Raw genomic sequence first — 21,501 nt, forward strand, 5'->3', positions numbered from 1 at the left:
ACCCCTTGAGGAAGTGGTGGCGGATCGGAGGGTCCTGACGTGATGTCAGTTGCTCTTGGGATCGAGGGCGTCACGCAGCCCGTCGCCGAGCAGGTTGAAGGCGAGCACCGTGAGGAAGATCGCCATACCGGGGACCACCATGTACTGGGGGTCCACCTGGTAGTACTTGATCGCGTCGTTGAGCATCCCGCCCCAGGAGGCCTGCGGGGCCTGGATGCCGACGCCGAGGAAGCTGAGGCCCGCCTCGAAGAGGATGTTGGTCGGGATCAGCAGGGTCGAGTAGACCAGGATCGGACCGACCAGGTTGGGCAGCAGCTCCTTGAACAGGATGAACGGCCCCCGGGCGCCCAGGCTGCGGGCCGCGTAGACGAACTCGCGCTCACGCAGTGAGAGGGTCTGGCCGCGCACGATCCGGCCCATGTAGGGCCAGTTGAAGAAGCCGATCACGAAGATCAGCACGCCGATGTGCAGCGGGAGGCCGTGCAGGCCGAACGCGCCGCCCTGGAGCGAGGCGGAGATCGCGATGGCGAAGAGCAGCAGCGGGAACGCCAGGAAGACGTCCATCACCCGGCTGATCAGGGCGTCCACCCAGCCGCCGTAGTAGCCGGCCATCACGCCGAGCACGGTGCCGAGGGTGTTGGAGAGCAGCGTCGCCCCGAAGGCGACGAGCAGCGAGACCCAGGAGCCCTCGATGACGCGGGAGAGCAGGTCACGGCCCTGCAGCGGGTCCACGCCGAGCGGGTGGTCGAGGCTCATGCCGCCCCAGTCGCCGAACGGCAGACCACCGAGGTTGGCGTCCAGGAGGTCCTGGTTGAGGGCGTCGGGGTCCAGGCCGAACATCGACTCGATCGGCTTGGCCAGCACGGCCAGCAGGACGAGCAGGATCACCACGACGGCGCCGGCGACGGCGGCCTTGTCCCGTTTGAAACGGGTCCAGGCGATCCGGCCGAGCGAGCGGCCCTCGATCTTCGTGGCCGGGCTCGCGGCGGCGGCTGCCTCCGGCGTGTTCCCGGCGGTCTTGATGGGTGCGGTCATGGTCAGTTCGGTCCCCTCGCCGACGGTGGCCGGCCCACGGGTGCCGGTCGCCGGTTCGGCGGTACGGCTGGTGCGGACGTGCGGAGGTTCAGGTGCGGGTGTTCAGCGGTGCGACGTGCTCGGGTACTGCGGCCGCGCGGGATGGGCGTCGCGAGGCTCAAGCGGTCCGCCAGCGCGTTCACCCTCGTGGGGCACCCAGTACGCGCGGTGCGTTGCGCAGAACTCTCTGCCATCCGAACTGGCTTGCGCCAGCCCTGACAACCGAGAGATGCCCAACTGTGATCTGTCGGCATGCACCTCTGGATCTTCGGCATATCCCTCTTCACACAGCTGTTACATGCATGTCAAGGGGCTGCACCGAACCAGCCGGAAATCCGACCGGAAATGCCAGGACCGACATGACGGATCGTCATGTCGGTCCTGGTGGAGGGCTTTGGGTGCATATACCCGGACTACCCGTTATCGCGCCGAGAACACCCGAACATCCGTGCTTGCGACAGGTGTCCGAAGTGCCCGTAGTTGGGACACGAACACCTGGTCTGCCCGGAGTTGGGGTGCGGGCGCCGGAATGCCCGGCGTGCGCTGCCGACACCGCAATGCCCGGAGCCCCGGCACGGGCGGCGGAACGCCCGGCGCACGCCGCGTCGACCGTGCGGGCGTCAGCGCCCCGGGTAGCCGGGCCAGGGCTGCTGCGGCGGCGGCTGCTGCCCCGGCCACACCGGGCCGGGCGCCTGGGTGCCGTAGCCGTACGCCGGGCCCGCCTGCGAGGCGTAGGGCGGCGGCGGCACCGGCGGGTACGGCGCGGCCTGCGAGCGGCCGTGGCCGCCCGCCTCGCGGTCGTAGAACGGCCGCGCGTTGGCCCGCATCCAGAGCGCCACCGGGTCGTACTCGTCCCCCATGGCGACGGTGGAGACCGCGAGCCCCTCCGGCGCGACCGCGATCGCGCGCTGCATCAGCGCCCGGACGGCCTCCACCGTGGGCGGCGAACTCTCGTACAGCTCAAGTCCGATGGCCAGGTACGGTTCGCCCACGGAGGGCTGCACCCAGGCCCGGCGCAACGCCTTGACCGCCCGCACCTCGACCGCCTGCCGCTCCAGCAGCGCGAAGAACTGCTGGGCCTGCACCTGCGGTTCGCTCAGCTTCAGCGGCCCGGCCGGCAGCCGGTCCAGGCCGGCCGCGATCCGGCGCAGGTCCGCCCAGGGCACCCCGACGCCGCCGCCGGGGGCGTGCGGGTTCAGCCAGAGGCCCCAGCGGGTGCGATAGAGCGAGGCGGCGATCTCGCGCCCCGAGATCACCTCGTGCGCCCGCGCCCAGCCGGACGCCGCCAGCTGCTCGGGCGAGGTGACGGCCGGCGCGTAGCCGTGGCCGCTGATCTCCATGTTCCCGTACTGGGCGTCCGGACTGCCCGGCGTACCGTGCCAGAGCAGCATCCAGACCTGCCCCGCGGCCAGCGCGTGCAGCAGTGCCTCGTACGCCTCCCAGCGTTCCGGCGCGACCTCGCGCAGGGCGTGCTCCAGCGCTCTCGGATCCGCGCCGGGGCGCCCGGCGGGTGCCTGGCCCCAGGGCCCCGGTGCACCGCCCGCTACCGCTCCCGCACTCATGCGCCCACCTCGCTGCGCCTCTTCTTCTCTCACCTGCCGCCGGCCCGGCGGTCATCTGCAGGCACCCTATGGGGCGCCACCCGCCACCGCCACGCCGACGTGCCCGGCGGTGGCCTCCGGCCCGGTGCCGGGCGAGGAGGAACGCGTCACATCCGTGCGTAGAACGGCTGGACCCGGTTGAGCAGCCACTCGACCACGGGGTCCTCCGCGAGGTCGAGCAGTACGAGGTGGACGCCGCCGGGCAGCGGCGCGGTTCCCAGCGCACGGCCCAGGGCCTCGTTCACGGCGGCCGGTTCGGCCGGGGCCGCCGGATCGAGCTGGACGCCGACGAACATCACCGTCGGCTCGCCCTCCACGCTGGCCAGCGCCCGCCTGGCGGTCAGGACGCCGGGCAGGCCCGAGAGCTCGTACCGGCAGGCGGCCAGGAAGGCCTCCGGGTCCTCGCCCGGCACCGGTTCGCGCAGCGCCACCCGGCCGCCGGTCGGTGCCTCCGGGGCGTCCCAGCGGTCCTCGCGCGGCCCGCGCCGCAGCTCGGCGACGCCCTGCGGCGGCACCGGGATGCCCACCGGCGCCTCCGGGTTCACCGCGATGCCCACGCCCAGCGGCAGCCCGCGGGCGAACTCCCAGACCGGCGCGATCGCGAAGGCCATCCCGGGCGCCTGCTGGAGGAGCACCTCCTGCGAGGAGAAGACCGGGACGTAGGGGTCGCCGGCCAGCTCGATGGTCGGCAGGTCCAGGGCCTGGCCCTGCGGGTCGCCGCCGGCCGGCAGCGGGATCCACACCTGGCTGCGGGCGAGCACCTCGAACACCCGGGGGGTCGCGCCGGGATCGCCGAGCGCGGCCGTGAGCACCTGCTCCAGCTCGTTCGCGGGCCATCCACCGCCGGGCGGCGCCGCCTCCGGGCCGCCCCACCCCTGCTGCTGCTCCACCGGGTACCCCATCCGCCGCTGTACCGCCCTCTGTCCGCCGACGCCGAGCAGCCTAGCGGGCCCGCGGCCGGGGCCGCGGTGCGCGCCGGTACCGGTCGGTACGGGGCCGGGGCGGTACCGGTGGGCTACCGGTGGCGGGTGCGGGCCGGGCCCGCCGGGCGGGGCCGGGCCCGGGGCCCCTCTCCCGTCTTCCGCCGGGACGTGCCATGATGTCCGCGTCTGCGGGTGTTCCCCGCCGAGAACCTCAACTCCATACCGGCCGCTCGAACCCGCGCGGGAGAGTCCGGAGTACCCCCGAGAGGCGGTACAGCCGGCGCCGAAGGAGCAAGTCCTCCCCGGAATCTCTCAGGCCCCCCTACCGCACGGGTTAGGCACATCTGGAAAGCGGCGCACGGCCCTGTCGCGCGCCCACCCACGGTGCAAGCCGCCATGCTGTCCTGTTAGCTGTGAAGCGCTGCGGGCCCGCGTGCGGTGAAGCTCTCAGGTTCGACGACAGATGGGGAGACCCAGCCGCCGCATGCCCGCGCGCAGGCTCGGTCCCCGAGCGGGTCCGGTCCGGCGTGCGCACACCTGAGTGCCCAGACCGAGGAGTTCCAGGCCATGTCGTCCCTCCGCCTCACCGCGCTCGACGCGCTGCACCGCGCCCTCGGCGCGACCATGACCGACTTCGCCGGCTGGGACATGCCGCTGCGTTACGGCAGCGAGCGCGAGGAGCACCTCGCCGTCCGCACCAAGGCCGGTCTGTTCGACCTCTCCCACATGGGCGAGATCACCGTGACCGGCCCGCAGGCCGGCGCGATGCTGGACCACGCGCTGGTCGGCTTCGTCTCCGCGCTCGGCGAGCTGCGGGCCCGCTACACCATGATCTGCGCCGAGGACGGCGGCATCCTGGACGACCTGATCGTCTACCGCCTGCGCGAGGACGCCTTCCTGGTCGTCGCCAACGCCTCCAACGCCCAGCTGGTGCTGGACGAGCTGATCGCCCGCGCGAAGGGCTACGACGCCGTCGTCACCGACGACCGCGACACCTACTCGCTGATCGCCGTCCAGGGCCCGGAGTCCACCGCGATCCTGGCCGACACCACCGAGGCCGACCTGCCCGGCCTGAAGTACTACGCGATCCTCCCGGCCCAGGTGGCCGGCCGCGACGTGCTGCTCGCCCGCACCGGTTACACCGGCGAGGACGGCTTCGAGATCTTCTGCAACCCGGGCGACGCCGCGCACATCTGGACGGCGCTGACCGAGGCCGGCACCGGCCGCGGCCTCGTCCCCTGCGGCCTCTCCTGCCGCGACACGCTGCGCCTGGAGGCCGGCATGCCGCTCTACGGGCACGAGCTCTCCACCGACCTGACCCCCTTCGACGCCGGCCTCGGCCGGGTGGTCCGCTTCGACAAGACCACCAACGAGGGCGCGTTCGTCGGCCGCAAGGCCCTGGAGCAGGCCGCCGCCGCGGCCGAGGCCAACCCGCCGCGGGTGCTGGTCGGCCTGGTCTCCGAGGGCAAGCGCGTGCCGCGCGCCGAGTACACCGTGGTGACCGCCGACGGCGCGCCGATCGGCCGGATCACCTCGGGCGCGCCCTCCCCCACGCTGGGCAAGCCGATCGCGATCGCCTATGTGGACGCGGCGCACGCCGCCCCGGGCGCCACCGTCGCGGTGGACGTGCGCGGCAAGCACGAGCCGGTGCAGGTCGTGGCGCTGCCGTTCTACAAGCGCGCCCGCTGACGCCCCTCGGGCGCGCCCGCCGAGGCCTCACGAGCGCGCCCGCCCGGGCCTGACCACCCCGAAGATCCACGTCGAAGCCGTCCGTCCGGCGGCCCGCTTCGTCGTACCCGCTTCCCATCCTGGAGAATGACGCCATGAGCAACCCCCAGCACCTGCAGTACACCAAGGAGCACGAGTGGCTGACCGCCGTCGAGGACGGTGTCTCCACGGTCGGCATCACCGCCCACGCCGCCGACGCGCTCGGTGACATCGTCTACGTGCAGCTGCCCGAGGTCGGCGAGACCGTGACCGCCGGTGAGACCTGTGGCGAGCTGGAGTCCACCAAGTCGGTCAGCGACCTGTACTCGCCGGTCACCGGCGAGATCACCGAGGTCAACCAGGACGTCCTGGACGACAACTCCCTGGTCAACAGCGCCCCGTTCGAGGGTGGCTGGCTGTTCAAGGTGCGCGTCGAGTCGACCGACGAGCTGCTCAGCGCCGACGAGTACAACGCCCTGACCAACCCGGCCTGAGCCGGCCGTTCGGGGTGGCCGCAGTGCGGCGGCCGCCCCGGCCACCGGGCCTCCTCCGCCCTCCGGTCGCCCGCCGCCACCCTTCCGTGGGGCGTGCCAGGCGCGGCACCTCCTTCTCTCCTCCCTGGGAAGACCACACCATGACGGTTCTCAACCAGTCCCTGCACTCGCTCGACCCGGAGATCGCCGCCGCGGTCGACGCCGAGCTGCACCGCCAGCAGACCACCCTGGAAATGATCGCCTCCGAGAACTTCGCCCCGGTGGCGGTCATGGAGGCCCAGGGCTCGGTGCTGACCAACAAGTACGCCGAGGGCTACCCGGGCCGCCGCTACTACGGTGGCTGCGAGCACGTCGACGTGGTCGAGCAGATCGCGATCGACCGGATCAAGGCCCTGTTCGGCGCCGAGCACGCCAACGTCCAGCCGCACTCCGGCGCGCAGGCCAACGCCGCCGCGATGTTCGCGCTGATCCAGCCGGGCGACACCATCCTGGGTCTGAGCCTGGCCCACGGCGGTCACCTGACCCACGGCATGAAGATCAACTTCTCCGGCAAGCTCTACAACGTCGCCGCGTACCACGTGGACGACAAGACCGGCCAGGTCGACATGGCCGAGGTCGAGCGCCTCGCCAAGGAGCACCAGCCGAAGCTGATCATCGCCGGCTGGTCCGCCTACCCCCGTCAGCTGGACTTCGCCGCGTTCCGCCGGATCGCCGACGAGGTCGGCGCCCTGCTGATGGTCGACATGGCGCACTTCGCCGGTCTGGTCGCCGCGGGCCTGCACCCCAACCCGGTGCCGTACGCGGACGTGGTCACCACCACCACGCACAAGACCCTGGGCGGCCCGCGCGGCGGCGTCATCCTCTCCAAGGCCGAGTGGGCCAAGAAGATCAACTCCGCGGTCTTCCCCGGCCAGCAGGGCGGCCCGCTGGAGCACGTGATCGCCGGCAAGGCCGTCGCCTTCAAGGTCGCCGCCTCCGAGGAGTTCAAGGAGCGCCAGCAGCGCACCCTGGACGGCGCCCGGATCCTGGCCGAGCGCCTGCTGCAGGCCGACGTCGCCGAGGCCGGCGCCTCGGTGCTGTCCGGCGGCACCGACGTCCACCTGGTCCTGGTCGACCTGCGCAACAGCCAGCTCGACGGCCAGCAGGCCGAGGACCGGCTGCACGAGGTCGGCATCACGGTCAACCGCAACGCCATCCCGAACGACCCGCGCCCGCCGATGGTCACCTCCGGCCTGCGGATCGGCACCCCGGCCCTGGCCACCCGCGGCTTCCAGGCCGAGGACTTCCGCGAGGTCGCCGACATCATCGCCGAGGCGCTGAAGCCCGCCTTCGACGAGACCGTCGCCACCGCACTGAAGGCCCGGGTCACCGCCCTCGCCGAGAAGTACCCGCTCTACCCGAACCTGTAGTTCGGACACGGGTGACCGGGCTCACCTCGCCTGGTCACCTGGGATTCCGGGGCACCGCGCACACTGGACAGTGCGCGCGGTGCCCCGTTCCGTGTCAGCACCCCGCCTGCAAGTCCTTCCACGAGACCAGACAAGGACGTCCTCCGTGGCCATCAGCGTCTTCGACCTCTTCTCCATCGGCATCGGCCCGTCGAGTTCCCACACCGTCGGCCCGATGCGCGCCGCCCGGATGTTCGCCCGCCGCCTGAAGTCCGAGGACCTGCTGACCGGGGTGGCGAGCGTCCGCGCCGAGCTCTTCGGCTCGCTGGGCGCCACCGGCCACGGCCACGGCACCCCGAAGGCCGTCCTGCTGGGCCTGGAGGGCAACTCCCCCCGCACGGTCGACGTCGACCAGGCCGACCGGGACGTCGAGCGGATCACCGCCGAGAAGCGGCTCGACCTGCTCGGCGCCCACCCGATCGACTTCGACCCGGGCACCCAGCTGATCCTGCACCGGCGCCGCTCGCTGCCGTACCACGCCAACGGGATGACCCTCTGGGCCTTCGACGCCGACGGCGGCCTGCTGCTGGAGAAGACCTACTACTCGGTCGGCGGCGGCTTCGTCGTCGACGAGGACGCGCTGGGCGCGGACCGCGTGAAGCCGGACGACACCGTGCTGAAGTACCCCTTCCGCACCGGCGACGAGCTGCTCCGCCTCAGCCGCGAGACCGGCCTGTCCATCTCCGGCCTGATGCTGGAGAACGAGAAGGCCTGGCGCAGCGAGGAGGAGATCCGGGCCGGGCTGCTGGAGATCTGGCGCGTCATGCAGGAGTGCGTGCGGGCCGGGATGTCCCGCGAGGGCATCCTCCCCGGCGGCCTCAAGGTGCGCCGCCGCGCCGCCTCGGGCGCCCGCGCCCTGCGCGCCGAGGGCATCGGGCCGGCCAACGCCATGGAGTGGGTGACCCTCTACGCGATGGCCGTCAACGAGGAGAACGCCTCCGGCCGCCGGGTCGTCACCGCGCCCACCAACGGCGCGGCCGGGATCATCCCCGCCGTGCTGCACTACTACCTGAACTTCATCCCGGGCGCGGACGAGGACGGCATCGTCCGCTTCCTGCTCGCCGCCGGTGCGATCGGCATGCTCTTCAAGGAGAACGCCTCGATCTCCGGCGCCGAGGTCGGCTGCCAGGGCGAGGTCGGCTCCGCCTGCTCGATGGCGGCCGGCGGCCTCGCCGAGGTCCTCGGCGGTTCCCCCGAGCAGGTCGAGAACGCCGCCGAGATCGGCATCGAGCACAACCTGGGCCTCACCTGCGACCCGGTCGGCGGCCTGGTCCAGATCCCCTGCATCGAGCGCAACGGCATGGCCTCGGTCAAGGCCGTCACCGCCGCCCGGATGGCCCTGCGCGGCGACGGCCGCCACCACGTCTCCCTCGACAAGGCGATCAAGACCATGAAGGAGACCGGCGCCGACATGAAGATCAAGTACAAGGAGACCTCGCGCGGCGGCCTCGCCGTCAACGTCATCGAGTGCTAGGCAAGTGTGCTGACCTGCATGGTTTCTCCGTCAGAGCTGCCAGGCCTCTCTCTGCGCACACAGCCCGAAGTGCCTGAAAGGCCCCTCGGACAGCTCTGAACCTCCCTGAGGACTCCCTGGCGAATCCCTGGTCCGCACCATGCCGACCAGGGATTTCCGGTCTCGCGGCGGACGGAGCCGGCGCCTGGCGTTCTGCGGCCTCCCGCTTCCCCCGGTAGGCCTCCTTCCGCGCACCGGGTCGGGGGGGGTCAGCGGCGCAGGGTGAGGGGCAGCGCCTCCAAGCCGCGCAGCATCATCGTGTTGCGCCAGCGCAGGTCGCGCTCCTGGCAGGCCAGGGTCGTTCCGGGGAAGCGGGCGAGGAGCGCGGTGAGCGCGATCTCGGTCTCCAGCTTGCCGAGCAGGGCCCCGAGGCAGCGGTGGATGCCACCGCCGAAGGCGAGATGGCCGGCGTCCCGGCGGTCGAGGATGAGGCGGTCGGGGTCCTGGAAGCGCGCCGGGTCGCGGTTGGCCGCGCCGAGGGACAGCAGCACGAACTCGTCCTGCGGGATCTCCACCCCGCCGACGTCCACCGGCTCGGTGGTGAAGCGGGTGGTGGCCATGCAGATGGGGGAGTCGTAGCGCAGGAACTCCTCGACGGCCCTGGGCATCCGGGTGAGATCGGCGCGCAGCCAGGCGGCCTGGCCGGGATCGCGCAGCAGCGCGAGGCAGGAGGTGCCCAGCAGGTTCACGGTGGTCTCATGGCCGCCGATCAGCAGCAGGGCGACCATGCCCACGATCTCGTCGTCCGTCAGCTCTCCGCGTTCGCGGGCTTCCAGCAGCTCGGTGAGCAGATCGGCGGGACGGTCATTGCGGCGGATACGCCGGTCGGCGATGGCCAGGACGTACGAGCCCATCTCCTGGACGGCTTGTTGGAACGCGGCGTGGTCGCCCTCCTGGGTGACGATGGCGGTCGACCACTTCCGGTAGAGGTCGCGGTCCTCGGGCGGGAAGCCGAGCAGTTCGCAGACGACGAGGATCGGCAGCGGGAAGGCGAAGTCACGTACCAGGTCCACCGTGGCGGTGGTGGTGCGGGTCGTGTGGCGCGCGGCTGCCGCGTCCAGCCCGTCGAGGAGTTCGAGGGTGATGCGCTCGACCATCGGCCGCATCGCCTCGACGCGCTTGCGGCTGAACGCCGCCTGGACCACGCGGCGGAGGCGGGTGTGGTCGGGCGGATCGCTGCTGAGCATATGGGTGATCTCGGTGCCCAGGTTGACGCCCTCGACCCGGCTGTCGGCCAGGGCCTGGGCGCGCCGCACGTCCTGCGCGAAGCGGGGGTCGAAGAGCGCGGCCCGGACGTCGTCGTAGCGCGGGATGATCCACAGTCGCAGGCCGCCGTCGCTGTGCAGCACGGAGACCGGGGCCGATTGCCGCATCCTGGCCAGGGTCGGGTACGGGTCACTGAGGAACGTCGGCGGGTTCTGGCGCGGTTCCGTCGTCTCGGGCTTGTCCGGCCGGTGCTTGTCCGGCCGGTGCTTCTCCGGCCGGGGACCGTTCGTCCGGGGTGCTGCCGTCGCTGCCGTAGCTGTGGTCATGATGTTCTCCTGTCCTCACCGGCACGGCCGGCGCCGCGGCGGGGTGCCGGGCACGGCACCCCGCTGCGGCGCTGCTGGGGCTCGCTGCAGAGGCGACTACTTCTCCGCGTTCTTCTCCGTGCGGGTGGTGGTGCAGGTCCGCGCCTGGCCGTTCGGCCGGACCGGGACCGCCTTGTCCAGGGTGAGCTGGTGGTCCGGCGGAATGATGATCCCGCGCTCCCGCTCGGTGGCGCTGATGGGGTCGACGCGCAGTCCGTGACGCTTCATGGGGTTGGCCTTTCTTCGGTGTGGTGGACGGGGTGGTGCGAGCCGGTCCGCCCGATGTCGCGGCGGTCGGCGGTTCTGGGGGAGGCGCGCAGCGTGTCGTCGGCGTAGCGCACCATGGCGGCCCAGGCGGCGGCGTGTCCGGCTGGGTCACGGCCCACGTCGTGTCCGCCGCCGAGCCACCGGACGCGATGCGGGACGTCGCGGCGCCGCAGCGCGGCGAGATAGCGCTCGATCTGTTCCGGAGGGCACTTCTCGTCGTCCGCCGAGGCGGCGAGGAAGAGCGGGCCGCGTACGCGGCCCACATAGGTCATCGGGCAGGCCGCGCGATAGCGGTGCGGCACCTGCTCGGGGGTGCCGCCGAAGAGGCGGTCGTCGACCTCCCGCAGCGCCGGCGTCGTCGCCCGGTACGCCGCCGTGTAGTCGGCCACCGGGGCGACGGCCAGCCCGACGTCCCACAGCCGGGGCTGGACGCCCATCGCCAGCAGCGTCAGATAGCCGCCCCAGGAGTAGCCGCACAGGCCGGTACGGCCCGGCTCCGAGACTCCCGCGTCGATGAGGTGGCCGCGCACCGCGGCGAGGTCTTCGAGCTGGGCGAGGCCGACCCGGTGGCCGAAGTCGTCCCGCCAGCGGGGGCCGTAGCCCGTCGAGCCGCGGTAGTTGGTGCGCACCACGGCGAATCCGGCCCGGACCAGGGCCTCGGTCCGGGCGTCGTAGGCGTCCCGGTCGTGGGTGTGGGGTCCGCCGTGGACGAGGAAGACCGTCGGCCAGGGGCGGCGGCCCGCCCCGCGGCCTGGCGGGGTGGCCACGAAGCTGTGGATCTGCCCGTACGGCCGGCGTGTCCAGAGCTCGCGGCGCCTGGATCCGGTCGGTCCGCCGGGCGCCGTGCCGCGTGACGCCGTCGTGGAGCGGCCGGCGTGGCCGGAGCGGCCGGAACGTTCCGGGGGTTCCGGGTGCTCCGCGCTTTCCGGGCTCTCCGGGTGGCAGATCAGTGGCCGGGGCGGTTCGCCGTCGCGGCTCCACAGGCAGTGGACCGTGCCGTCGGGTGCGCAGGAGAAGTCGATGATCGTGCCCTCGGGCGTGGGAAGCACCGTCGTCGTCCCGCGGTCGAGGTCGGCGCGGAGCAGGCGGCTGCGTCCCGCCCGGTCCTGCTGGACCAGCGCCGTGCGGCCGGGCCCGTACCAGCAGGCGGTGATCTCCGTATCGAAGTCGAGGGCGGAGCCGGGACCGTGCGTACGGATCCCCTCGCCCTGCCGCCAGAAGGCCAGGGTGTAGCGGCCCGCGCGTTCGAGGACGAGCAGCAGTTCCGGTCGTGCGGTGATGAGGTCCGGGCGGAAGCCCAGCGCCCACACCGCGCCGCCGTCGCCGTCCCCCGCTGCGCCGGGGATGGCGTCCACGAGAACGCCGGAGGCCGGTGACCACAGCCGGACCGCGGCCGGTCCGTCCGGGCACCCCGCGGTGGCCAGCAGTCCGCCGCCGGGGGCCAGGCCCACCACTGCCGCATAGCCGGGCTCCTCGGCCACCAGGCGGGCGCGCTCGCCCGGTCGGCCGAGGTAGTGCCGCGAGCGGTCCGCGACCCCGACGCCGACGGCGGCGAGGCCGCCGCGGGGGTCGAAGGCCAGGCCGTGCATCCGCCCGGCGGGTACGCCGTCGAGCGCCGGGCGCGGGTGCCCACCCTCGAACGGCCCGCGCAGCCAGCGGCCTTGACCGCCGGGAGCGGCGTCGAACCACCACAGGCCGTGGCCGTCCGGCTCGATGGCGGCGGTCTCCACCCCCAGCGGTGCGGTGGTCGCCTGGCGGCGCTGATTCGTCGTCAGGTCCCAGGCCACGATCTGCGGGAGACCGTCCACATACCGGGTCTCGACCGCTCGCCGTCCGTCGCGGGCGGCGAAGGACGGGACGTGCACCGCCGTTCCGATACCGCCGCTCATCGCCGTCCCTCCCTTCGTCGGTGTCCGCTTCCGCCGCCGGTGGCCTTGGCTGTGGTGGGCTCCGACGGCCATCACACTGCCGCTCGGGCGGGCTGCGTGGCAGGGAAGAAGGCGCAGCGGCACCGACAGTGGGCTGCTGCCGGTCCTTCCCTGGCACCGGACGGTGGGCGGGCGACAGGGTGCTGGGCGACCACATGGCCCGGACCCACCGAGGAGAGAGGGGCGACCCGATGACGATCGCGGCGACCCGGCCCGACGCAGCCCCCGTCCCACCCGGCGGAGCGCCGAACGGCACAGCGGGTGGCAGGCCGAGCCGTGCGCTGACGGCGGTCTATGTCGCGGGCGCGGTGACGGCGCTGGGCACCCAGATGACCATGCTCGCGCTGCCCTGGCTGGTGCTGGAGAGCACCGGCTCGGCCACCAGGGCGGGCCTGGTCTTCGCGGCCCAGGTGCTGCCCATGGCGCTGCTCGGCTTCGCGGGCGGAGAGGTCATCCAGCGCCTGGGCGCCCGCCGGACCATGGTCGTCTCCGATCTCGCCCGCGCTCCGGTGGTGGCGCTGATCCCGCTGCTGCAGACCCTGGGCGCGCTCAATCTGGCCGTCATCGTGGCGATCGTCACGGCGCTCGGGGCGCTGGCCGTTCCGTACCACGCGGCACAGCGGGTGCTGGCGATGGAACTGCTGAGCCCGCACGCCCGCTCTCTGGCCCGCGCGAACAGCGCGCTGGCAGGTGTGCAGAACGGCTCGGCGTTCGCCGGACCGGCGCTCGCGGGCGCGCTGATCCCGCTGGTGGGGACCACATCGGTGGTGTGGCTGGACGCGGCCTCGTTCGCCTTCTCCGGGTTGCTGCTGCTGCGCCGCGTCCCGGCAGGGGGCGGCGGGGCCGGAGGGTCCGCCGCCGGGCCCCAAGGCCTGTGGGCGGGGGTGCGGCACCTGTGCGGCGACTGGTTCCTGAGCCGGGCGATGCTGTCCACCGTGGTGTTCGGGCTGATGCTGCGAACCCTGATGATCACCATGCCGGTGCTGGCGTTCGCCCGGTTCGACGGGGACGCCAGGGTCGGCGGCCTGCTGGTCGCCGCCCATGGCGCCGGCGGCCTGGTGGGCTCGGTGGCGGCCTATGTGCTGGCGGCACGGGTCGCCCCCGTACGACTCGCCTGTACGGCCCTGGTCTGCGTCGCGCTGCCCCTGTGGACGCTCCTGGTGCCCGTGTCGGCCGGCGTGCTCGTCGTCGCCGTCGGCCTGTCAGCGGCCGCCGCGCCCCTGGCGAACGCGCCGCTGATGGGACTGCTCTCCGCCCGGCTGCCGGACGGCTTCGGGCCCAAGGTGTTGCAGGCCGTGGTCACGATCAGCGCCCTGGCCGGGCCGCTGGGCTTCCTGGCCGCGGGCGCCGTGCTGGACCGGGCCGGTGTGGCGGCGACCCTGTGGGGCGTCGCCGCGCTCGCGACGTTCGGCAGCGGCAATCTGATCCTGGCCCTGCGCCGCCTCCGGGCCACCGGGGCCCCGGACTGACCTGGCCTTCCGAGAGGACCGCGGTGGACGAGGGTCACGCGGTGGCGGAGTTCACCGGAAGTCCTCCTCGCGGTGCTCCGCGTCCGAGCCCGCCGCGGTGGCCTCGCGCAGCTCGATGCGGCGGATCCGGCGGCCGCTGGTGACGACCAGCGACAAGCTCGCCTCCGCCTACGCTCGAACGCCCGTCCCCCTGCCTCGCCCGCGACCTGATCGGCTCAGGCGTTTCGGCGGGCGGACTCGTTCTCCTGGGCCAGCCGGCGCAGGGCGAGCAGGGCGGGCTCCAGCAGGACGGTCAGGAGCAGGGCGCGTTCGGCCTGTTCGAGGGGGTCGTCGCTGGTCCGGAGCTGGTCGAGGTCGAGGACGGCGGTGCGCGCGGCGAGTTCCGCGTAGGGGAGCAGGGTGTGCCGGTCGACGGGTTCGCCGAGCGAGCGGAGGGTCTCCAGGGTCTCCCCCAGCACTGCCCGGGCCGGCGCGTACGGCGAGACCTCCCAGCCCAGCTCCGCGATCAGCGCGTCGACCTCCGCCGCGCCCGGGGCGGTGGCCGGCCGGGCCGCGTCCTCGTCGGCCGGCCGGGCGCCGAGCGCCAGGCCGAGCACCTGGTGCTGCTCGCCGCCGTGCGCGGCGATCGCGCCCAGCACCTCCTTGGTGGCGCTCACACTGAGCCCCCGCACCCCGATCAGCGCCCGGACCAGCCGCAGCCTGCGCAGATGGGTCTCGTCGTACTCGGCCTGGGTCGCGGAGGTGGAGCGGCCGGGCGGCAGCAGGCCCTCGCGCAGGTAGTACTTGATCGTCGCGATCGGGACCTCGCTGCGACGGCTCAACTCCGAGATGCGCACGGTGCTCCGCTTTCCCCTAGCTATTGGATACCTCTACTGTCTAACATAGATAGTGCCACTACCCAATAACGGAGGCGCGTCAGCCATGCCCACGATTCCCTGGATCACCCCGCACCCGGCCACTCCCGGCACGCAGGCCGTCGTGATGGCCTCCCGGTTCGAGGTCCACTCGCTCGGCGACGTCCCGCGCTTCCTCCTGAAGTCGTACGCCGTCTGGCGCCAGATCCAGTCCGCGCCCGGCGCGCTCGGCGCCTCGCTGATCGCCCGCCCGACCAAGCGGACCTTCTACACGCTGTCGGCCTGGGAGAGCCAGCAGGCACTCCAGGACTTCGCCCGCGCCGAGCCGCACCGCTCGATCATGACCGGCCTGCGCTCGACCATGCGGGAGTCCGTGTTCACCTACTGGCAGGCCCCGGTCGAGCAGCTCCCCGTCGGCTGGCCCGAGGCCCACCGCCGGCTGGCCGAGCAGCAGGTCACCCGACCGGCCGGCTGACCCGCGGGGCAGCCTAAGGGGGGGCAGCCGAAGGGGGCGCGACCGGAGCGGCCGGAGCTAGCGGAGGAGCTGCGCCGGTACGTCGGTGGCGCGGGTGAAGACCGAGACGGGGTACTGGGTGTCGCAGTACTTGTTGCCCGTCGAGACGATGCCGATCACCACGCCGTCGACCACGAGCGGCCCGCCGGAGTCGCCCTTGCAGATGCTGTCGGCCGTCCCGGGCCGGGGGCTGCCGCAGACCTTCAGCCGCGGGGAGTCGCCGGGGCCGGTGTAGGGCTCGCAGCCGGACAGCGGCGAGAGCGTGAGCGCGGCCTTCTTCAGGTGGGTGCCCGGGCCGCCGTCGCCCGTCCGGCCGAAGCCGTAGACGGTCGCCGTGCGGCCGTACCGGTACAGCGCCTCGTCCCGGTTCGTCGCGACCCGGACGGTCCGCGCGTTCAGCGGCCGGTCCAGGGTGAGGACGGCCGAGTCGTGGTCCAGGGCGGAGGTGTACCGGGGGTCGACCGCGGCGCTCCGTACCCGCCGCACCTGCCCGCCGTGGCCGGTCAGGTCGGTCCGGCCGGCGATCACCCGCAGCGTGGTCGGGTCGTCGGCCTCGGCCACGCAGTGGCCGGCGGTGAGCACCTTGGTGGGGGCGATCAGGGCACCCGTGCACCACTGCTCGCCGCCGGCCGTCTCCAGGGCCACGACGAACGGGTTGGCGGCGGTGGTGGTGTCGGTGCCCCCGTGGACGGCGGCGGCCGGGGTGGCGGCGACGGCCACCAGGGCGGCGGAGGCCAGCAGGACGGTCAACGGGCGTCGGTACGGCTTGCGCATCGGGCGGGCTCGCATCTCTCTCGGGCGGATCGCTCAGGGCGGAGGTCGTCGGGACGAAGGTGGTCACGGCGAAGGGGCGAAGGTGGTCACGGCGAAGGGGCGAAGGGGCAGAGGGTCGAAAGGGCACCGGCGCTCGCGGTTCCGGTACCCACGATCGGCTCCCACCGCGGATCCCGGGCCCGCGGTCCGGGCACCGGCGGCGGGTGGGCGGGCAGAAGCCCTGACGGGGGCGGCCGGCACGGCGCCCGGACCCGAAAGTGGCGCGGGGAGCCACCGCGTTGACACCCCGGCCGACGGGCGGCCCGTCAGTGCCGCACGGCCCCCGGCCCGGTGAGCCGGCAGCGGCGGGGCACCGGACGGACCGGGCCGCGGCAGTTGCCCCCGGTCCGCGCCACCCGACCGGAGCAGCGCCGGGCGCCACCGCCCGGCGCCGGCCGATCGGCCAACGGGCGGCCCCCGTCCGCACCGGCCCGGCGCGGGCCCGGCCGCCGGAGCAGCACCCGGAGGGCGCCCGCCCCGAGCAGGAGCAGCGCGCAGGTGATCAGGATTCGGTGGAGGTGGACGGACACGTGGCTGCTCTTCTCCGCTGAGGACTCGGTCGGTACGGGCGGACCCCCTCGGCCGAAGGACGGACCGCCGCCGCACCGCACAGTGGCCCGGAAGGCGTCCCGGCCGCCAGACCCCCCGGGGAGTTCGGGACGCTGGAACGGCGACAGGTACCGTGATCTGCGGATTCGGTGCCGCCTGGAACGCCGGACCGGAACGAGGGGGGCGCCGGATGAGCGTGGAGACCGACGAGTTCGCGTCGATGCTGAGGGAGCTGAAGGACCGTTCGGGCCGCAGCTACGGCACGCTCGCCACCCGGCTGCACGTCAGCACGTCCACGCTGCACCGCTACTGCAACGGCGCCGCCGTCCCCAACGAGTACGCGCCGGTGGAGCGGTTCGCCCGGGTCTGCGGGGCGGGCGCGGACGAGCTCGTCGAACTGCACCGCCGCTGGATCCTGGCGGACGCGACCCGGCGCCGTGAGCCCGCCCGCGAACCGGTCCGGCCGGAGCCCGCCGAGCCGCAGCCGACCCCTGTGGTCACCGTGGCCCCTGAAGCCCCCGACGCCCCGCTTCCGGCGACCGCCCAGGAGGCGACGCTGCCGCCCGTCGACGCCCTGCACTCCGCGCGCAGCCCCCAGGGCGACCCCGCCGACGGCGAGACCCGGCGCCGCAGGCTCCCGTACCCGCGGATCCTGCTGAGCGCGGCGGCCGTGGCCCTCGTCGCCGCCGCGATCCCGCTCCTCGTCCCGAGCGGGCACGGCGGCACCCCGTCGGCGGCTCCCCCGTCCCCGACCGCCGCCGACGCCCCCTCCACCCCGGCGGCCCCGGCCCCGGTCGCCGGGCAGGCGTCCGCTCCGGCGTCCGACGCGACCCCTGCCGCGGCCCCCGCCGCGACGGGCGCGGCCACCCCGGCCCCGTTCCAGGTCACCGTCCTGACCGACAACTGGGGCAGCCCCTGCGGCCAGTGGTTCCTGACCGCCAAGGCGCCGCGCTCGGTGCCCGCGCCCCCGAGCCCCAAGCGGACGGCCTCCTGGGCGGCCGCCCAGGAGGCCGTCCCCGCCGGGCACCTGCGGCTGCAGGTGACGGCGCAGGGCGACTCCGCCGTCCCGGTCGTCCTGCACGCCCTCTACGTGCACGTGGTCAGCACCCGCCCGGCCCCGAAGTGGAACGCGTACATGATGGGCTCCGGCTGCGGCGGCAGCATCACCCCGGCGGCCTTCTCGGTCGACCTCGACGCGGCGGCCCCCCGGCCGGTGGCCGTCCCCGCCCAGGAGGGCGAGGTGAAGGCCAAGACCGTCTCGGACTTCCCCTACCGGGTCTCGGCCACCGACCCCCAGGTGCTGAACGTCGAGGCCGGGACCGCCGGGCAGGACGTCAGCTGGTACCTGGAGCTGGAGTGGAGCAGCGGCAGCAGCCACGGCACCCAGACCGTCAAGGACGCCAACGACAAGCCCTTCCGCACCATGGGCCTGAAGGGCGCACCGGGCTACTTCTACCAGGACGACCGCGTGGGCTGGACCCCCACCTCGACCGAGGACTGACCCCCGGGCCGCGCCCACGCGTCGGGAAGGCCGGCCACCCGGAGCGGGTGGGCGGCCTTCCCGGCGGACGGGCGGGGCGTCAGGCGGCCAGCGTGGCCTCCTCCGCCTGGGCGTCGGCCGGCGCGGCCTTCCTGTCCCGCATGACCAGGGTGGCGAGCAGGGCCGCGGCGAGGACGCCGACCGCGCTGATCGTGAAGGTGGTCGACATCGAGGAGGTGAAGGCCTCCCGGGCGGAGTGGACCAGTCCGGCGTCCCCGCCGGCGGCGGCCAGGGCGTCGCCGATCGAGCGCTTGGCCTGCGCGGAGCTGTCGGCGGGCATCTCCCGGGCGAACCGACTGGAGAGCAGGGAGCCGAGGATGGCGATGCCGAGCGCGCTGCCGGCCTGCTGGATGGTGTCGTTCAGGGCGGAGCCGACGCCCGCCTTCTCGGCGGGGATGGTGCCCATCAGGGCGCCGATGGCGGCCGGCATCGCCAGCCCGGCGCCGAGGCCGAGCAGGCCGAGGGCGACGGCCGGGAGGGTGAACCCGGCGTCGGCGGAGACCGTGCTCAGGAGGCCGAAGGCGGCGGCCATGAGCAGCATGCCGACCAGGACGAGCAGGCGGTTGCCGATCTTCGCGGCGAGCCCGGCACCGGCGCCGTTGCCGATCAGCGCGGCCACGGCCAGCGGCACGAAGGCGAGGCCCGCCTTGACCGGGGAGTACCCGAGCACGAACTGCAGGTACTGGGTGAGGACGAGCAGCAGACCGCCGTTGCCGATCTGGACGAGGGTCAGCGAGAGCGAGCCGCCGCTGAAGTTGCGGTGCTTGAACAGGGCGAGCGGGACCATCGGCTCGGAGGTGACGTTCTCCCAGACCACGAACCCGCCGAGGGCGACGACGGCGACGATCAGGGTGACGGCGGAGCGGCCGTCGAAGGCACCGTGCTGCGGGATCTCGATGATCCACCAGATCATGGCGGTCATGCCGACGGCGGAGAGCACCGCGCCCAGCGGGTCGGCCTTCTGCCAGGGGCCCTTCGACTCCGGCATGAGGGTCAGGGCGGCGACGACGGCGAGGACGACGACCGGGACGTTGATGAAGAAGATCGAGTGCCAGGAGAAGTGGTCGATCAGGACGCCGCCGAGCACCGGACTGCCGACCAGGCCGAGCATCGACACCGAGCCCCAGGCCGCCATCGCCTTGCTGCGCTCGTCCTCGTCGAAGACGGTGATCAGGATGGAGAGGGTGGACGGCATGATCAGCGCACCGCCGACACCCATCGCGACGCGGGCCGCGATGACCTCGCCAGGGCTGGTGCAGTAGGTCGCGGCCAGTGAGGCGGCGCCGAACAGCAGCAGGCCGATGATCATCACCTTGCGGCGGCCGAACCGGTCCCCGAGGCTGCCCGAGGTGAGCAGCAGCCCGGCGAAGACCAGGATGTAGGAGTCGAGGATCCACTGGGTGTCCTGGGCGCTCGCCCCGATGGACTCCGTCATCGACGGCACCGCCACCGTGAGCGCCATGCCGTCGATCACCAGGACCAGCGTGCTGAGGCAGAGCACGACGAGGATCCACCAACGACGTGGGTTGCGGGTTTCCATGGGTTGTCCCTCCGAGTTGCGCACACTGTTCCTTCGCTGCGCACACTGTACGCAGAACGGAACAGTGTGCGCAACCACTGCACCTGTACGCTGGATGCGCACGGCGTACGCAGGAAGATGTGAAGAGGAGAACCTCATGGCCACCAAGGCGAACCCGGCCCCGTCCGTCTGGGCACGGCAGCAGCGGGAGGCGGAGCAGCCGGCGCTCAACCGGGCCGCCATCGTCCGGGAGGCGATCGCCGTGCTGGACGCCGACGGCATCGACGCGCTCAGCATGCGCAAACTCGGCGCCCGTCTGAACGCGGGCGCGACGTCCCTCTACCGGCACGTGGCCACCAAGGACGAGCTGATGGAGCTCGCGGTGGACGAGGTCTTCGGCGAGAGCACCGTCCCGCCCGCCGACAGCCCCGACTGGCGGGAGGCCGTCGCCGAGGCCGCCGAGTCCTTCCGCGCGACCGCGCTGCGGCACCCGTGGCTCGCCTCGGTCCTCGGCCAGGCGGGGCTCGCCTACCTCGGCCCCAACCTGAAGGCCTACTCCGAGCGCGTCGCCGCCCTGTTCGTCACCGCCGGGTTCCCCGAGCCGGAGCGCGCGATCGAGACCGTGATCACCTACGTGATCGGGATGAGCACGACGGAGACGGCCTGGCTGACCACGGTGGCCCGCTCCGGCCAGACCGAGGCCGAGTTCATCGAGGGGCTGATCCCCGCCGCCCAGGAGGCGGCGGCCGACACCGAGCACCTCTCCGCCGCGTACGCGGCGGCGATCGGCGTCGACCCGGTGGCCCTGCGCAACGAGAAGTTCACCTACGGCCTGAACGTCATCCTCGACGGCCTGGCCCTACGGCTCCCCGGCCCGCGCTGACCGCCGGCGGCGGCGGGCCGCCTGCGCCAAGGGCGTTCCGAGTCCCGTGGCACGCGGCAGCACACGGTGGCGCAGCGGGAATGCACTGAACTCATGTCAGTGCAGCCCGAGATCACTCAAAGAGATCTGCGAAGTCGGTCGAAGGAGATCATGGACGCCGTTCAGGCAGGCCACCCCTTCACGGTGACACCTGACGGGCACCGGATCGGCGAGCTGATCCCGCTACGAAGGCGGCGACGATTCGTCCCACGGAGCGAGTTCACCGCCATGTCACGCAGCGCCCCGGACATCTCCCTGGATTCCTTCCGCGCCGACCAGGACGCCTTGGCCGACCAGCGGACGGATGACCCCTATGGCCGGTGACATCCCACAAGGCATCCTGGACACCGACATCATGATCCTGCACAAGTGGGTGGACCCGGACGAGCTACCCGCAGAGATGGCCATCACGGCGATCACGCTGGCCGAGCTCTCTTCGGGACCGCATGAGGTCCGCAGGAACGAGGAGCAGAACGACTACGACGAGCACGCCGAACGTGCCCGACGACTCGACGTGCTCCAACGTGCGGAGAACGAGTTCGACCCCAGTCCGTTCGACACGGAGGCGGCCCGCATCCACGGCCGCGTCTGCGCTGCCGTCATCAGCAGCGGCCGCAAGCCTCGCCGACGCGTGGCGGATCTGATGATCGCCGCCATCGCCATTGCCGAGGGCCTTCCTCTGTTCACGACGAATCCCGACGACTTCCAGGGCCTCGACGGGCTACTGACCGTCGTCCCGGTCACCAGACCGCAGGTGCTGCACGACCGCTGGGCGGACCGTCACCTGAGCCACTG

At 73.1% G+C, this 21,501-nt stretch carries 18 protein-coding genes, 1 pseudogene and 1 riboswitch; of the genes and pseudogenes, 10 read left to right on the forward strand and 9 right to left on the reverse strand.

What is annotated here, in order from left to right:
* Positions 1-45: 45 nt before the first annotated feature.
* The 3 genes from ABZ497_RS02945 to ABZ497_RS02955 all read right to left on the reverse strand — a co-directional run bounded on the left by ABZ497_RS02945 (position 46) and on the right by ABZ497_RS02955 (position 3,565).
* Positions 46-1,035 (reverse strand): ABC transporter permease, encoded by a 990-nt coding sequence (locus tag ABZ497_RS02945; protein WP_352289530.1) that lies wholly within the window; start codon positions 1,033-1,035, stop codon positions 46-48.
* A 659-nt stretch (positions 1,036-1,694) separates the two neighbouring features.
* Positions 1,695-2,636, reverse strand: coding sequence for an enhanced serine sensitivity protein SseB C-terminal domain-containing protein (locus ABZ497_RS02950; RefSeq protein WP_352289527.1), 942 nt, complete (start codon positions 2,634-2,636; stop codon positions 1,695-1,697).
* 146 nt (positions 2,637-2,782) lie between these two features.
* Positions 2,783-3,565: an enhanced serine sensitivity protein SseB C-terminal domain-containing protein gene (locus ABZ497_RS02955; RefSeq protein ID WP_359803038.1), complete on the reverse strand. Its 783-nt coding sequence runs from the start codon at positions 3,563-3,565 to the stop codon at positions 2,783-2,785.
* A 264-nt stretch (positions 3,566-3,829) separates the two neighbouring features.
* Positions 3,830-3,936, forward strand: a riboswitch (glycine riboswitch).
* A 229-nt stretch (positions 3,937-4,165) separates the two neighbouring features.
* Between ABZ497_RS02955 and gcvT the strand changes: the two genes are divergently transcribed.
* The 4 genes from gcvT (at position 4,166) to ABZ497_RS02975 (ending at position 8,721) form a co-directional block, all read left to right on the forward strand.
* The gene (gene gcvT, locus ABZ497_RS02960) at positions 4,166-5,287 is read left to right on the forward strand and encodes a glycine cleavage system aminomethyltransferase GcvT (protein ID WP_359803040.1); all 1,122 of its coding nucleotides are present in this window, start codon (positions 4,166-4,168) and stop codon (positions 5,285-5,287) included.
* A 134-nt stretch (positions 5,288-5,421) separates the two neighbouring features.
* Positions 5,422-5,799 carry a glycine cleavage system protein GcvH gene (gene gcvH, locus ABZ497_RS02965; RefSeq protein ID WP_329489690.1) on the forward strand — a complete coding sequence of 126 codons (378 nt, stop codon included), beginning with the start codon at positions 5,422-5,424 and terminating at the stop codon, positions 5,797-5,799.
* A gap of 140 nt (positions 5,800-5,939) precedes the next feature.
* Positions 5,940-7,208 (forward strand): serine hydroxymethyltransferase, encoded by a 1,269-nt coding sequence (glyA, locus tag ABZ497_RS02970; protein ID WP_329489689.1) that lies wholly within the window; start codon positions 5,940-5,942, stop codon positions 7,206-7,208.
* Between the two features lie 145 nt (positions 7,209-7,353).
* The gene (locus ABZ497_RS02975) at positions 7,354-8,721 is read left to right on the forward strand and encodes an L-serine ammonia-lyase (RefSeq protein WP_329489688.1); all 1,368 of its coding nucleotides are present in this window, start codon (positions 7,354-7,356) and stop codon (positions 8,719-8,721) included.
* Between the two features lie 248 nt (positions 8,722-8,969).
* Here the strand turns inward: ABZ497_RS02975 and ABZ497_RS02980 are convergent, their stop codons facing one another.
* The 3 genes from ABZ497_RS02980 to ABZ497_RS02990 form a co-directional block, all read right to left on the reverse strand.
* Positions 8,970-10,292, reverse strand: a complete 1,323-nt coding sequence (locus tag ABZ497_RS02980) for a cytochrome P450 (RefSeq protein WP_359803043.1) — start codon at positions 10,290-10,292, stop codon at positions 8,970-8,972.
* 96 nt (positions 10,293-10,388) lie between these two features.
* Positions 10,389-10,559 (reverse strand): hypothetical protein, encoded by a 171-nt coding sequence (locus ABZ497_RS02985; RefSeq protein WP_329489686.1) that lies wholly within the window; start codon positions 10,557-10,559, stop codon positions 10,389-10,391.
* Positions 10,556-12,487, reverse strand: coding sequence for a prolyl oligopeptidase family serine peptidase (locus ABZ497_RS02990; protein WP_359803045.1), 1,932 nt, complete (start codon positions 12,485-12,487; stop codon positions 10,556-10,558). Before ABZ497_RS02990 ends, ABZ497_RS02985 begins: the two co-directional genes overlap by 4 nt.
* A gap of 230 nt (positions 12,488-12,717) precedes the next feature.
* On the opposite strand from ABZ497_RS02990, the gene ABZ497_RS02995 reads away from it, so the two are divergent.
* A complete protein-coding gene (locus ABZ497_RS02995) occupies positions 12,718-13,995 on the forward strand; it encodes an MFS transporter (RefSeq protein WP_359803047.1) in 1,278 nt (425 codons plus the stop codon).
* A gap of 215 nt (positions 13,996-14,210) precedes the next feature.
* Here the strand turns inward: ABZ497_RS02995 and ABZ497_RS03000 are convergent, their stop codons facing one another.
* Positions 14,211-14,831 carry a MerR family transcriptional regulator gene (locus tag ABZ497_RS03000; RefSeq protein ID WP_359803049.1) on the reverse strand — a complete coding sequence of 207 codons (621 nt, stop codon included), beginning with the start codon at positions 14,829-14,831 and terminating at the stop codon, positions 14,211-14,213.
* An 85-nt stretch (positions 14,832-14,916) separates the two neighbouring features.
* Between ABZ497_RS03000 and ABZ497_RS03005 the strand changes: the two genes are divergently transcribed.
* Complete coding sequence (locus tag ABZ497_RS03005; protein WP_359803051.1) at positions 14,917-15,324, forward strand: DUF3291 domain-containing protein; 408 nt, start codon at positions 14,917-14,919, stop codon at positions 15,322-15,324.
* 57 nt (positions 15,325-15,381) lie between these two features.
* Here the strand turns inward: ABZ497_RS03005 and ABZ497_RS03010 are convergent, their stop codons facing one another.
* On the reverse strand, positions 15,382-16,113 hold the full coding sequence (locus ABZ497_RS03010) for a trypsin-like serine protease (RefSeq protein WP_359803053.1): 732 nt from the start codon (positions 16,111-16,113) through the stop codon (positions 15,382-15,384).
* A gap of 802 nt (positions 16,114-16,915) precedes the next feature.
* On the opposite strand from ABZ497_RS03010, the gene ABZ497_RS03015 reads away from it, so the two are divergent.
* On the forward strand, positions 16,916-18,226 hold the full coding sequence (locus ABZ497_RS03015; RefSeq protein WP_359803055.1) for a helix-turn-helix domain-containing protein: 1,311 nt from the start codon (positions 16,916-16,918) through the stop codon (positions 18,224-18,226).
* Positions 18,227-18,305: 79 nt separating this feature from the next.
* Here ABZ497_RS03015 and ABZ497_RS03020 read toward each other — a convergent pair whose 3' ends face one another.
* Positions 18,306-19,805, reverse strand: a complete 1,500-nt coding sequence (locus ABZ497_RS03020; protein ID WP_359803057.1) for an MFS transporter — start codon at positions 19,803-19,805, stop codon at positions 18,306-18,308.
* Positions 19,806-19,941: 136 nt separating this feature from the next.
* Between ABZ497_RS03020 and ABZ497_RS03025 the strand changes: the two genes are divergently transcribed.
* The 3 genes and pseudogenes from ABZ497_RS03025 to ABZ497_RS03035 form a co-directional block, all read left to right on the forward strand.
* Positions 19,942-20,667, forward strand: a complete 726-nt coding sequence (locus tag ABZ497_RS03025) for a TetR/AcrR family transcriptional regulator C-terminal domain-containing protein (protein ID WP_359803059.1) — start codon at positions 19,942-19,944, stop codon at positions 20,665-20,667.
* Positions 20,668-20,760: 93 nt separating this feature from the next.
* Positions 20,761-21,030, forward strand: a complete 270-nt coding sequence (locus tag ABZ497_RS03030) for a type II toxin-antitoxin system prevent-host-death family antitoxin (RefSeq protein ID WP_359803061.1) — start codon at positions 20,761-20,763, stop codon at positions 21,028-21,030.
* Positions 21,020-21,475, forward strand: a pseudogene (locus ABZ497_RS03035) (type II toxin-antitoxin system VapC family toxin); the annotation flags it as partial. The gene ABZ497_RS03030 and the pseudogene ABZ497_RS03035, both read left to right, overlap by 11 nt.
* Positions 21,476-21,501: the final 26 nt, after the last annotated feature.

The organism is Kitasatospora sp. NPDC005751 (assembly GCF_040630835.1).
In the GTDB taxonomy this organism is placed as follows: domain Bacteria; phylum Actinomycetota; class Actinomycetes; order Streptomycetales; family Streptomycetaceae; genus Kitasatospora.

Excerpts from the sequence above, each read along its gene's own strand:
- ABZ497_RS02945 (WP_352289530.1), bottom strand. The coding sequence starts at position 1,035 with ATGACCGCACCCATCAAGACCGCCGGGAACACGCCGGAGGCAGCCGCC.
- ABZ497_RS02950 (WP_352289527.1), bottom strand. The coding sequence starts at position 2,636 with ATGAGTGCGGGAGCGGTAGCGGGCGGTGCACCGGGGCCCTGGGGCCAG.
- gcvT (WP_359803040.1), top strand. The coding sequence starts at position 4,166 with ATGTCGTCCCTCCGCCTCACCGCGCTCGACGCGCTGCACCGCGCCCTC.
- gcvH (WP_329489690.1), top strand. The coding sequence starts at position 5,422 with ATGAGCAACCCCCAGCACCTGCAGTACACCAAGGAGCACGAGTGGCTG.
- glyA (WP_329489689.1), top strand. The coding sequence starts at position 5,940 with ATGACGGTTCTCAACCAGTCCCTGCACTCGCTCGACCCGGAGATCGCC.
- ABZ497_RS02980 (WP_359803043.1), bottom strand. The coding sequence starts at position 10,292 with ATGACCACAGCTACGGCAGCGACGGCAGCACCCCGGACGAACGGTCCC.
- ABZ497_RS02985 (WP_329489686.1), bottom strand. The coding sequence starts at position 10,559 with ATGAAGCGTCACGGACTGCGCGTCGACCCCATCAGCGCCACCGAGCGG.
- ABZ497_RS02990 (WP_359803045.1), bottom strand. The coding sequence starts at position 12,487 with ATGAGCGGCGGTATCGGAACGGCGGTGCACGTCCCGTCCTTCGCCGCC.
- ABZ497_RS02995 (WP_359803047.1), top strand. The coding sequence starts at position 12,718 with ATGACGATCGCGGCGACCCGGCCCGACGCAGCCCCCGTCCCACCCGGC.
- ABZ497_RS03005 (WP_359803051.1), top strand. The coding sequence starts at position 14,917 with ATGCCCACGATTCCCTGGATCACCCCGCACCCGGCCACTCCCGGCACG.
- ABZ497_RS03015 (WP_359803055.1), top strand. The coding sequence starts at position 16,916 with ATGAGCGTGGAGACCGACGAGTTCGCGTCGATGCTGAGGGAGCTGAAG.
- ABZ497_RS03020 (WP_359803057.1), bottom strand. The coding sequence starts at position 19,805 with ATGGAAACCCGCAACCCACGTCGTTGGTGGATCCTCGTCGTGCTCTGC.
- ABZ497_RS03025 (WP_359803059.1), top strand. The coding sequence starts at position 19,942 with ATGGCCACCAAGGCGAACCCGGCCCCGTCCGTCTGGGCACGGCAGCAG.
- ABZ497_RS03030 (WP_359803061.1), top strand. The coding sequence starts at position 20,761 with ATGTCAGTGCAGCCCGAGATCACTCAAAGAGATCTGCGAAGTCGGTCG.